The sequence below is a fragment of the Ruegeria sp. BC8 genome, from assembly GCF_056535705.1.
The window spans coordinates 1,348,488-1,360,298 of the sequence record NZ_JBQFIV010000001.1; the positions used below are offsets into that span (position 1 = coordinate 1,348,488).

The 11,811-nt window shown below is 61.1% G+C and carries 11 protein-coding genes and 1 pseudogene; 4 read left to right on the forward strand and 8 right to left on the reverse strand.

Annotation, left to right across the window (positions count from 1 at the left end):
- Positions 1–12: 12 nt before the first annotated feature.
- The 7 genes and pseudogenes from infC to cobA form a co-directional block, all read right to left on the reverse strand.
- Complete coding sequence (gene infC, locus ACR3EK_RS06835; RefSeq protein ID WP_311201685.1) at positions 13–588, reverse strand: translation initiation factor IF-3; 576 nt, start codon at positions 586–588, stop codon at positions 13–15.
- 131 nt (positions 589–719) lie between these two features.
- Positions 720–1,553 (reverse strand): ferredoxin--NADP reductase, encoded by an 834-nt coding sequence (locus ACR3EK_RS06840; RefSeq protein ID WP_480633012.1) that lies wholly within the window; start codon positions 1,551–1,553, stop codon positions 720–722.
- A gap of 88 nt (positions 1,554–1,641) precedes the next feature.
- The gene (locus ACR3EK_RS06845) at positions 1,642–2,049 is read right to left on the reverse strand and encodes a DUF934 domain-containing protein (RefSeq protein ID WP_480633013.1); all 408 of its coding nucleotides are present in this window, start codon (positions 2,047–2,049) and stop codon (positions 1,642–1,644) included.
- Positions 2,046–2,807: a phosphoadenylyl-sulfate reductase gene (locus ACR3EK_RS06850; protein WP_093961927.1), complete on the reverse strand. Its 762-nt coding sequence runs from the start codon at positions 2,805–2,807 to the stop codon at positions 2,046–2,048. The genes ACR3EK_RS06845 and ACR3EK_RS06850 overlap by 4 nt, the downstream gene beginning before the upstream one ends.
- Positions 2,797–4,461 (reverse strand): nitrite/sulfite reductase, encoded by a 1,665-nt coding sequence (locus tag ACR3EK_RS06855; RefSeq protein WP_170389938.1) that lies wholly within the window; start codon positions 4,459–4,461, stop codon positions 2,797–2,799. Before ACR3EK_RS06855 ends, ACR3EK_RS06850 begins: the two co-directional genes overlap by 11 nt.
- Positions 4,462–4,526: 65 nt before the next feature.
- Positions 4,527–4,841, reverse strand: coding sequence for a DUF2849 domain-containing protein (locus ACR3EK_RS06860; RefSeq protein ID WP_170368379.1), 315 nt, complete (start codon positions 4,839–4,841; stop codon positions 4,527–4,529).
- Positions 4,841–5,587: pseudogene (cobA, locus tag ACR3EK_RS06865) on the reverse strand (uroporphyrinogen-III C-methyltransferase); the annotation flags it as partial. The gene ACR3EK_RS06860 and the pseudogene cobA, both read right to left, overlap by 1 nt.
- Positions 5,588–5,761: 174 nt before the next feature.
- Here cobA and ACR3EK_RS06870 point away from each other — a divergent pair.
- A complete protein-coding gene (locus tag ACR3EK_RS06870) occupies positions 5,762–6,241 on the forward strand; it encodes an Lrp/AsnC family transcriptional regulator (protein WP_093961931.1) in 480 nt (159 codons plus the stop codon).
- Positions 6,242–6,248: 7 nt separating this feature from the next.
- Here ACR3EK_RS06870 and ACR3EK_RS06875 read toward each other — a convergent pair whose 3' ends face one another.
- Entirely contained in the window at positions 6,249–7,430 is a 1,182-nt protein-coding gene (locus ACR3EK_RS06875; protein ID WP_480634011.1) for a cytochrome P450, read from the reverse strand.
- Between the two features lie 47 nt (positions 7,431–7,477).
- Between ACR3EK_RS06875 and ACR3EK_RS06880 the strand changes: the two genes are divergently transcribed.
- The 3 genes from ACR3EK_RS06880 to ACR3EK_RS06890 all read left to right on the forward strand — a co-directional run bounded on the left by ACR3EK_RS06880 (position 7,478) and on the right by ACR3EK_RS06890 (position 11,712).
- Positions 7,478–9,211, forward strand: a complete 1,734-nt coding sequence (locus ACR3EK_RS06880) for a sensor histidine kinase (protein WP_170367031.1) — start codon at positions 7,478–7,480, stop codon at positions 9,209–9,211.
- Positions 9,208–10,437, forward strand: a complete 1,230-nt coding sequence (locus ACR3EK_RS06885) for a sigma-54-dependent transcriptional regulator (protein WP_480633014.1) — start codon at positions 9,208–9,210, stop codon at positions 10,435–10,437. The genes ACR3EK_RS06880 and ACR3EK_RS06885 overlap by 4 nt, the downstream gene beginning before the upstream one ends.
- A gap of 273 nt (positions 10,438–10,710) precedes the next feature.
- Positions 10,711–11,712 carry a DctP family TRAP transporter solute-binding subunit gene (locus ACR3EK_RS06890; protein ID WP_170338828.1) on the forward strand — a complete coding sequence of 334 codons (1,002 nt, stop codon included), beginning with the start codon at positions 10,711–10,713 and terminating at the stop codon, positions 11,710–11,712.
- Positions 11,713–11,811 lie beyond the last annotated feature (99 nt).

Here is an 11,811-nt window from a genome sequence, read left to right on the forward strand (position 1 = left end):
ATCCATGTGCCGTCACTTCTGGGGAAGCGGTCCGATCATCATGATCATCTGGCGGCCTTCCATCTTCGGCATGTTTTCGATCTTGCCGATTTCCTTGACGTCTTCCGCCACGCGCTCAAGCAGTTCACGTCCCAGGTTCTGGTGCGCCATTTCCCGGCCGCGGAAGCGCAGGGTCACTTTGACCTTGTCGCCATTCTCGAGAAACTTGAAAACGTTCCGCATCTTGACGTCGTAATCATGCGTATCGGTGTTGGGCCGGAACTTGACCTCTTTCACCTCGATGATCTTCTGTTTCTTGCGGGCTTCGCTTTCGCGTTTCTGCTGCTCGTACTTGAACTTGCCAAAGTCCATGATCTTGCAGACCGGCGGATTCGCGTTGGGCGAGATCTCGACCAGATCAAGACCGGCATCGGCTGCCATCTGCATGGCCTTGGCAGGATGAACCACCCCGACATTCTCACCTTCGGCGCCGATCAGGCGAATTTCGGGGGCACGGATCTTTTCATTGACGCGCGGGCCGGTATCACGTTGTGGCGGCGCGTTGTGAGGTCTGCGGGCTATGGGTTCATTCCTTTGATAATTGCCGATTTCCGAGCCGGGAACTTAAACTGAGACGAAGGTTCTTTCAAGCGCCATATAGGTGCTATGACACGAAATTCGCACGTGTCGACGCGGTGCTCGGGCCGGCGGAACGGGCGTTCGCCGGCCCGGATCTCGGCTCAGCCGACAAAGGCTTTTTCGATCACGAATTCCTTGGGGTCCGAGTTCGCGCCTTCGCGCAGGCCGAACTCTTCGAGAATGGCCTTGATGTCGTGGTTGAAGGCCAGGCTGCCGCAGACCATCGCTCGATCGGTCTCGGGCTTGATGCCGCCTTCGATGCCCAGGTCCTTGAAGACGGTTCCGTCCTTCAGCAGGTCGGTGATCCGGCCCATCTTGGGGCTCTGTTCGCGGGTGGTGGTCGGGTAATAGCGGATCTTGTCGGCGAAACCTTCGCCGATCAGTTCGGCCAGCAACTCGTCCTTGCGGATGTTCTCGATCAGCTGGCGGCCATATTCCAGTTCCGCCACTTCGCGGCAGGTGTGGGTGATGATGACCTCGTCGTAGTCCTCATAGGTCTGAGGCTCGCGCAGCAGCGAGGCAAAGGGGGCAAACCCGGTTCCGGTGGCAAAGAACCACAGGCGCTTGCCCGGCAGCAGTGCATCATGCACCAGCGTACCCACAGGTTTGGGCCGCAGAATGATCTGATCGCCGGGCTGGATGTGCTGCAGTTTCGAGGTCAGCGGGCCGTCCTGCACCTTGATCGAATAGAATTCCAGTTCCTCGTCCCACGACGGCGACGCGATCGAATAGGCGCGCAGCAACGGTTTTCCGTTGTCGCCCAAAAGGCCGATCATAACGAATTCGCCCGAGCGGAAGCGCAGCGATTGCGGACGCGTGACCTTGAACGAAAACAGGCGGTCGGTCCAGTGTTTCACTTCCAGAACGGTCTGGGCGTCCGGCAGGACGGGGGCCTTCACGGCGGTTGCGTCGGTCACGGGCTTCATCTCTGTCATCGTTTCACTACCGGTCTGGTAAACCGGCATCTCCGTTTAAGCTTTGATCCAGGTCAGGAAAAGGGGGCAGATTGCCCCGATCGTCGCGTCAGCCGCGCAGGCGGGCCTGATAATCGTTGTCTTGCCAGTTGGCGCGGGCCAGCCAATGGTCCTCGGGCTGGCGGGCGGCAAGGTCCGCGTCAATCTCGACTTCATCGAAGCCGCTGCGCCGGGCCATCGCGTATTGGTCGGCCAACACATGTCCCTTCGCGCGCAGACGGCCATCATAGCCCTTCAGGCGCAGTGCACGGGCAATGGTAAAGCCTCGGCCATCGGCAAAGGACGGAAAGTCGACGCGCACCATGCGCGTGTTTCCAAGCCGTTCGAACAATTCGTCGGGGTCCGTATCCGAGGTGACGTCCAGTGCGATCACATCGTTTGCGGCATCCTCAAGGGTGACAAATCCGTCGGTCCAGTCATCAGGGGCAAAGCCCCGGTCATTCACGATCACGTTCATGTTTTCTCTCCGCTGCGTACCATTTTGCCGTCGACGAAATGGATGCCGCATTCTTCCTTGTTCTGATCGCGCCAGCGTCCGGCGCGGGGATCTTCGCCATCCTTCACCGGCGAGGTGCAGGGCGCACAGCCGATCGAGGGATAGCCCTTTGCCACCAACGGATGCCGGGGCAGGCGGTTTTCTTCCATGTAGGCGCGCACGTCCTGAGGCGCCCAATGCGCCAGAGGGTTCACCTTGATCCGGCCGGTGCCGTCCTCGACCTCGAAGAACTCGAGCGTGGCGCGGGTACCGGATTGGAACCGCTTTCGCCCGGTAATCCAGCCTTCATAGCCCGCCAAGGCCCGCTGCAAGGGGAAGGTCTTGCGCAAGTTGCAGCAGGCATCCATGTCGCGCAGCCGCAGTGCGCCATAGGGGTCTTCGCGCTGAATATCCTCGTCATCCGCGCGGATGATCTGGACGTTCTTCAGACCCAGACGCTCGCTGACCTCATGTTGATATTCTAGCGTCTCGGTAAACAGCATCATCGTGTCGATGAACAGGACCGGCGTGGCCTTGTCGACCACGGCAGCCATGTGCAGCAACACCACCGACTCGGCACCGAAGCTGGAGACCAGCGCCAGGTTGCCTGCCTCCTCAAGCGCACCATGCATGACGTCATGTGCGCTGTGGTGGCGGAACCGGGCGTTCAGCGCCTCGACCTTTTCGGTCAGTTCGCGTCGTTCCCGGCCCAGTTCCGTCTGGATCAGGTCAAGCGGCATTGGCCCGCGCCTCGGGGTAGAGGGCCGCCTTGAACGGGGCCATTCCAACACGGCGGTAGGTTTCCAAAAAGGTCTCCTCGGCGCTTGCGCGCTGTTCCAGATAGGTTTCCACGATACGTTCGACCGCGGGCACGATCTCGTCATAGGCAAAGCCCGGACCGGTGCGGTCGCCGATGGCGGCCGTTTCGGTGGCGTCTCCGCCCAGCGTGATCTGGTAGTTCTCGACGCCCGCGCGATCCAAGCCTAGGATGCCGATGTGACCCACGTGGTGATGCCCGCAGGCGTTGATGCAGCCCGAGATCTTGATCTTCAGGTGGCCGATGTCGTGCTCCAGCTTCAGCTCGTCGAACCGGGTCGCGATCTGCTGCGCCACCGGGATCGAGCGGGCCGTTGCCAGTGCGCAATAGTCCATGCCGGGGCAGGCGATGATGTCGCTGATCAGACCGATATTCGCGGTGGCCAGACCGTGCTCCTTCAGCTTGGCATGGATCGCGGGCAGGTCCGATTTGTGGACATGCGGCAGGATCACATTCTGCTCGTGGCTGATGCGCAGTTCGTCATAGGCGTATTGCTCGGCAAGATCGGCCATCACGCGCATCTGCTCGGCGGTTGCGTCACCCGGTGTCTGGCCGTGCTTCTTGATCGAGATCGTGACGATCGCGTGGTCCGCCTGCTTGTGCGGCGCGATGTTGGTGTCGATCCACGAGCGGAACACCGGGTCGTTCGAATAGGCGCTCTCGAACGCCGCGACCGAGCCTTCGCGGAAGGCGGGCGGGGCGAAATGCGCTTTGATCTGATCCAGCAGCGCCATGTCGGCGCCCTTGAACTGCGGGCGGACCTGCAGGAAGCGCTCGTTCACCTTGGCGCGGATCGCGTCGATGCCGTGTTCATGCACGGTGATCTTGATGCGCGCCTTGTACTTGTTGTCGCGCCGGCCGATCTGGTTCCAGACCGAAACAGTGGCCTCCAGATAGGCCAGCAGGTCGTCGAAGGCGACGAAATCAGACAGCTCCTTGCCGATCATCGGCGTGCGGCCCAGACCGCCGCCGACCAGAACGCGGGCGCCCAGAACGCCGTCGCGCTCGACCAGTTGCAGACCGATGTCATGGGCCTTGATCACGGCGCGGTCATGCTCGGACCCGGTGATGGCGATCTTGAACTTGCGCGGCATGAACTGGAATTCCGGGTGGTCAGTGGACCACTGACGCAGCAGCTCGGCATAGGGGCGCGGATCGGCGACCTCATCCGCGGCGGCACCGGCGAAATGGTCGGCGGTCACGTTGCGGATGGTGTTGCCGCTGGTCTGGATCGCATGCAGGCCGACCTCGGCCAGCGCGTCCAGCATGTCAGGCACGTCGCGCAGTTTCGGCCAGTTGTACTGGATGTTCTGGCGCGTGGTGAAGTGGCCGTAACCTTTGTCCCACTTCTCGGCCAGCAGGGCCAGTTGGCGCATCTGGGCGCTGTTGAGCGTGCCATAGGGGATGGCCACCCGCAGCATGTAGGCGTGCAGTTGCAGATACAGGCCGTTCATCAGGCGCAGGGGCTTGAACTCGTCCTCGGTCAGCGAGCCGTCGATGCGGCGTTCGACCTGGGCGCGGAACTGTGCGTTGCGCTCGGCCAGGAATGCTTTGTCAAACTCGGAGTAGCGGTACATCTTTGGCTGTCCTTTTTTGCAGCCCCGGATCCGGGGCCTTTTTACGGGGAGAGAGGGGCCTGAGGTCAGACCCGGGGCTGCGGGGGAGATTCCTGTTTGCCGTGGGCATAGTTGGACGGACCAGTCCGGCGGAAGTCTTCCCGAAAATGGGTGGGTTCAGGACCGTTTTCGCCTGCAACGACGTCGGCGAGATAGGCACCTACGATCTTGTCGACTTGCTTCTGTGCATCCAGAAGACGCAGCTGAGCGTGCGCTTCGTCGGTGATCAGCTCGGCCTCGCGCAGATCTCGCGACCAACGGTCATCGGCGGTCAGATAGATCACGTCGCCTTCCAGCAGGTCATTTGCGGTAACGACTTTGGGGGTGAAAGCGCGGGCCATCAGGCAAGCTCCTTGTTGAATTCGGTGACGGCTTTGGCCGCGTCGCGCGGGGCCAGGCCATAGAATGTGAGTGCAGGACCATCGAGGCCGGCAGCGGCGAGGTCTGCAGGCAGTTGATCCAGCGTCGTGGCGACAACGCGCTGATCAGGTCGCGAGGCATTTTCGACCAACGTGACCGGCGTGGCGCGATCGGCACCGTGCATGATCAGGCGTCCTTGAATGAATCGAGCGGATTTCTTGCCCATGTAGATGGCTGCAACCGACCCCGGACGGGCCAGCGCAGCCCAGTCGTGATCGGCAAAGCCCTCCATGTCGTGCCCGGTCAGAAACCGGACCGAGGAGTTTCGGCCGCGTCGGGTCAGGCTTTGGCCAATTCCGGCCACCGCCGCCGAGGCAGCCGTAATGCCGGGAACGATCGTCCACGGGATACCTGCGGCGTCCAGCGCATCGATCTCTTCGTCCAGCCGGCCGAAGAGGGTCGCGTCACCGGATTTGAGGCGAACGACCCGTTGTCCCTTGAGCGCGTAGTCAACCAGCAATGCGTTGATGTCACTCTGCTCCCAGGACGGACCAAAGCCGGCCTTGCCCACGTCGACCAGCCGGGCGTTCTGGCCGGCCAATTGCAAAACCTCTGGGCTGATCAGGCGATCATGCAAAACAACGTCGGCCCGCTGGAATGCGGACAGGGCCTTGAGAGTCAGCAATTCAGGATCACCGGGTCCTGCGCCGACAAAGTCGACCTGTCCCGTTTGTCCTTTTGTCTGCGTGGCCTTCATTGGGTAGCCCTGGCTGTTGTTTGACTTGGCCCTCAATATAGGAAATATTCCCGCCCAGATGCCATATTGCCGATCAAATAAGGACAGGCGTTCTGAAATCCGCGGCAGGCGGAACATGGGTTTTCATTCGGAAGGAAAATTGGAATGTCGGTTCGAATAGACGACACGGATCGGAAAATTCTGGCCGAGCTGCAGCGAGACGCCAGTCAATCGCTGGACGAAATCGCGGCCAAAGTGGGCAGTTCAAAGACACCCGTTTGGAATCGGATCCGCAAGATGAAGGGGGCCGGAATCATCGGTCAACAGACCGTTCTGCTGGACGCAGAGGCGCTGGGTTTCGAGGCGACGTTCTTTGTTCTGATACGAACCTCCGAGCATGAGGCGGACTGGCAACGCAAGTTCCTGCAGGCCCTGCGTGATCGTCCCGAAGTTCAAGAGGCGCACCGCCTGGCTGGCGACATCGACTACATTCTGAAAGTTCGGGTCAGGAACGCACGGGCCTACGATGCTTTTTACCAGGCGCTGATCTCGGAGGTGCGCGTGCACAACGTCACCGCGCTGTTGTCGATGGAAGAAATCAAGTCGACCACCATGCTGCCCCTGAATGCCTTGGCAGACACCTGATCGGCGCTCAGGCTTGGACCATTAGTCGTGTCAGCCCGTGGAAGTGGTACGTGTTGGCATATTCCGGGGATTCGGCCAGTCGCAGGCCCGGACAGCGGTCAAAAAGAATCGGCAGAGCAATCCGCATTTCCAGCCGGGCCAGCGGGGCGCCGACGCAGAAATGCAAACCACCGCCAAAGCTCGTGTTGGCCTGAATGCTGCGGGTTGGGTCGAATTTGTCCGGGTCGGTCCAGACGTCGGGGTCACGGTTGGCGGCCCCAAGCATCAACGCCACCTGATCGCCGCGGGCAAACCGATGGCCAAAAACCTCGACGTCCTCATAGACATAGCGCGTGAACATATGTAGCGGCGGGTCGAAGCGCAGGATCTCCTCGACCGTCATGTCGATTGTGTCCGGGCCCAGGGCATCAGGGCTGGTTCCGGACTCCAAAAGCGTTTTGACGCCGTTGCCCAGCGAATGAACGGTCGCCTCATGGCCAGCGTTCAACAAAAGGATGCAAGTTGCGATCAATTCGTCGCGAGACAGTTTCTCACCGTCTTCCTCTGCCGTGATCAAACGGGTGATCAGGTCGTCTTTCGGTTCGGATCGGCGGTGAGAGACGTAGTCGTTCAGAAATGCGGAGAACTCGGCGGAGGCCTGTGCTGCCTGATCTTCGGTCTCACGGGTGCGGCTGGCCTGATACATGGCGACCATGGCGTGGGACCACTGCAACAACTGCGGTGCCATGCTCTCGGGCACACCCAGCAGCCGGCAGATCGTGATCACCGGAACCTGCGTGCAATAGGCATCCAGAAGGTCGAATGGAGCATCGGGGAACGCGTCGATCAGGTCGTGACACAGCCTTTCGATGTCCGGTGCGAGCGCTCCGATTGCCCGCGAGGTAAAGGCGCGCAGAACCAGAGCGCGTAGGCGGGTATGGCGCGGAGGTTCGGCTTCGAGCAGCGAATGCGCTTCGACCGTCAGCCACGGCGCAAGGTGATCGGGGCCTTTTGTGGCCATCTCTGACGGTACTTCGCGTCCGAAACGCCGATCGCGCAAAAGCGCCTGGACCGCCGCATGAGACATCGCCGCGGGCATGTCGTAGTCCTGCCAGTACACCAGGTCACCCTGACCGCGCGCTGCCCGGTAGAAAGGGTAGGGGTTTTGAACAAATTCGGGCTCGGTCGGAGATTGGTGAACGGTCTTCATGCGGCGCAGACTTGCCATGCGGCGCTGTGAATGCAAGACCCTGTTTCATGCAAAGAGTTTGGGTCACGATTGGTTTCCTGTTCGCGGTCGCGCTGTTGTCGGCGGCCGTCTGGTCTTATGGGTACCGGCAGGCGCTCTCTCAGCTTAGCGAGAAAGCCGAGGCCGATCTGGAGTTGGCGTCGGATCGTCTGAGCACTCAGTTGCAGGTCTATCAGGAACTTGCGGTGCTGATGGCCGAGCATCCCGCATTGCGGGCGTTGGACACCAGCGACCGGCGGCGGGCGGCGCAGGCGCTTCTGCTGGAGGTCGCGGACAAGACCTCGGCTGTGGATGTGCTTTATGCGGACAAGACCGGGCGCGTTCTGGCCGCTGCGCGGGACGTGGTGAATGGTAACATGGCTGACCAGCCCGCGTTTCAACGCGCGCTACACGGCGCTCTCGGCAGCTCGCACGGGGTTTTGCGCGACACAGGAAACCGCATCTATTCCTATGCGGCGCCTGCGTTTTCAGAAGATGGTCAGGTAACCGGAGCCCTGATGGTCATCGCGGATGTCGAAGACGTTGAAAGCACGTGGCGCGGCAGTACAGAGGCGGTGTTCTTCGTGGATCGTGCTGGCTCGGTCTTCATTTCCAACCGGTCCGAACTGCTGTTCTGGCAACGTCCGCCGGGACAGATCGGCTTGCAGCCGGCTGATGGCAAGCCGGGCGCGTTTTCGTCTACGCGCATGGGCCCGCACGAACTATGGTCGATCGGCTGGAGCCCGTACCTTCCGGATCGTGCCCTGCACCTGACCCGCGATCTGCCGGTAATCGGAATGACCGGCGAAGTCTTGATGGATGTGACGCCGGCACGACGTCTGGCCGGACTGCAGGCTGCCGCGGTCGCAGCGATCTGCCTTGCCTTCGGCGCGTTGCTTTTTCTGGCGACCGAACGGCGGCGTACTCTGGCCGAAGCCAATGCGGTGCTGGAGAGCCGAGTGGCCCAGCGGACCCGCGCTTTGACGGCCGCCAACGTGGCTCTGCGCCGCGAGGTGGCCGAGCGGCAAGAGGCCGAAGCGGCGTTGAAACGCGCGCAAGACGATCTGGTTCAGGCCGGCAAGCTGAGCGCTCTGGGGAAAATGTCGGCGGGCATCAGCCACGAATTGAATCAGCCGCTGATGGCGATCCGGCAATACGCCGACAATGGCACGGCCTTTCTGGCGCAGGGCAAGCCCGAAAAGGCCCGCGAAAACCTGGGGCGTATCTCGGACATGGCTGCCCGCATGGCACGCATTATCAAGAACTTGCGCGCCTTCGCCCGCAACGAGAGCGAGCCGATGGGCAAGGTTGATCTGGTTCAGGTGCTCAACACCGCCGTCGAACTGACCGACGGCCGGTTGCGCTCGGACGGGGTCACGTTGATCTGGCAGCCGCCCAATGCACCTGTCTTTGCCTGGGGTGGAGAGGTGCGGCTGGTGCAGGTCTTCGTCAATCTGATCACCAATGCCGCCGACGCGATGACAGGTCGCGAAACCCGAAGCCTGACGATCACGCTGACCCGTGGCGAGCGGTTGATGGTCGCGGTGCGCGATACCGGCCCGGGCATTCAGGATCCCGATCGCGTTTTTGAGCCTTTCTACACGACCAAAACCGTTGGCTCATCCGAGGGAATGGGCCTTGGCCTTTCGATCTCATACGGTCTGGTCCAGAGTTTCGGAGGAGAGATACGCGGCGCGAACATGCCCGACGGAGCAGAATTCACCGTCGAGTTGGAACCATTTGAGAAGGAAGCCGCGGCATGATCCGAACGGTTCTATTGGTCGATGATGACGCCGCCGTGCGCGAGGCGCTGGCCCAGACTCTGGAGCTTGCGGACTATTCCGTAATTCCCGCTGGATCGTTTGTGGCTGCCAAAGACCATATCCGGGACGATTTCCCAGGTGTGATTGTCTCGGATATTCGGATGCCGGGACGGGATGGGTTTCATCTTCTGTCCTATGCCCGCGAGGTCGACTCGGAGTTGCCGGTCGTTCTGTTGACCGGCGAAGGCGACATACCGATGGCGGTGCAGGCTATGGGGCAGGGCGCGTTCGACTTTCTTGAGAAGCCCTGCGCCGCCGCCGATCTGCTTGCGGTTCTGAGCCGTGCATTTGCCGCGCGCAGTCAGGTATTGGACCACCGGGCAGCCAAGCGCGAACTGGAGAAGGGCGATCCTGCGGCCCGCTTGTTGTTCGGTTTGTCACCGCAGGCTGATGCCTTGCGGAACAGGGTGCGCAGCGTTGCCCCAACTCAGGCCGAAGTTCTGGTCACCGGACCGCCCGGCAGCGGCATTTCGAAAGTCGCCGAAGTCATCCATTTGATGTCACCCCGCGCGCAGGGGCCGTTCGTCAAGCGCCCGGCGTCAGGTCTGGGAGCGGATGCCCTGCAGGCGATATGCAAGGATGCGGCAGCCGGATCGTTGTTTCTGGATGAAGTCTTGGCCATGCCCGAGGCGACGCAATATGCGGCCCTGGAGATGATCGAAAACGGGCCCGGGGTCCGCATCATCGCCGGAACAACCGCGGATCTGGCCGAGATGGCGGCCGAGGGTCGGTTCAACGCAGATTTGTTCTATCGGTTGGACGTGATGCGGGTGCGCGTACCGTCTTTGGCCGAACGCCCCGAGGACATCCCGGTGATCTTTCGCCACTACGTCGCCCAGGCGGCCGAGCAGGCCGGGATCGCGGTACCTGATGTCTCGTCCGAACACTTGGCGTCATTGATGGCACGGGACTGGCCCGGCAACGCGCGTTCACTGATGTCAGCTGCGATGCGTTTTGTTCTGGGGATGCCCGAGGATGTTGCCGCCGCGGCCGATCTTGGGCTGAACGAACAGATGGCGCGCGTTGAGCGCTCGTTGCTGATTGCGGCCTTGGGTCGTCACAACGGAAGGGCGTCGGACGCGGCCAAGTCCCTGAAACTGCCGCGTAAGACGTTCTACGACAAATTGGCCCGCTACGGCATACGCCCTGAAGACTATCGGCGCTGACGCGGAACGATTCGCCCGATGATTCGATGTATGTGCGGATTTTCGCACACTCGCGCATTTGGGTGTGCGGTTTCCCGCACAAATGTCTGCGATAACAAAATACTCATTGCGGATGCCCTATTTAAGCCAATGAAAAGTAATTAGAAAATCTGTCTTCTGCCAGCCGTTCTCGAATTGTTGAACGGTGACTGTCGATTCGTTTCACTCTTGCGCATCCGGCATCCCCATGGATGTCAAAGGAAGTTTCTTTGGAAGTCTGGGAGGAAAAGACAGATGAAATTCCTGGCAACAGCCGCCACCGCGCTTGCGCTTTCCGTAACCGCAACAGCGGGCTTCGCTGCCTGCGACGATGGCGAGATCGTCGTCAAGTTCGCGCATGTGACGAACACCGACAAACACCCCAAGGGCATCGCCGCATCGCTCCTTGAGCAGCGCGTGAACGACGAGATGAACGGCGTCATGTGCATGGAGGTCTATCCGAACTCGACCTTGTACAACGACGACAAGGTGCTCGAGGCGATGCTGCAGGGCGACGTGCAACTGGCCGCCCCGTCGCTGTCGAAGTTCGAGAAGTTCACCAAGCAGTTCCGTCTGTTCGACCTGCCGTTCATGTTCAAGAACATCGACGCGGTTGATGCGTTCCAGGCCTCGGCGGATGGCCAGGCAATGAAAGACAGCATGCAGCGCCGCGGCCTGCAGGGTCTGGCGTTCTGGCACAACGGCATGAAGCAGATGTCGGCCAACAAGCCGCTGATCGATCCTTCGGACGCCAACGGCCTGAAATTCCGCGTTCAGTCTTCGGACGTGCTGGTTGCGCAGATGGAAGCCATCGGCGGCAGCCCGCAGAAAATGGCCTTCTCGGAGGTCTATGGTGCTCTGCAGCAGGGCGTTGTGGACGGTCAGGAGAACACCTGGTCGAACATCTACGGCAAGAAGTTCTTCGAAGTTCAGGATGGCATCACCGAAACCAACCACGGCATCATCGACTATCTGGTCGTGACTTCGGTCGACTGGCTGGACAGCCTGGATCCGGAGGTGCGCGAGCAGTTCCTGACGATCCTGGCCGAGGTGACCGAAGAGCGCAACAAAGAGGCGTTTGCGGTCAACGAAAAGGCCAAGCAGGCCATCATCGACGCGGGCGGAACGATCCGCGAGCTGACACCCGAGCAGCGTCAGGCCTGGGTCGACGCGATGAAGCCGGTTTGGGACAAGTTCTCCGGTGACGTCGGTCAGGACAAGATCGACGCCGCTCAGGCGATCAACGCCGGGTTCTGATCCGACACGCAGGTGTGCTCCGACGGTCGCAAGCCCGCCGGAGCACATACCAGGTGGGCCCAATCGCGCCCGCCACCTCGATAAATCAACAAAAATGGG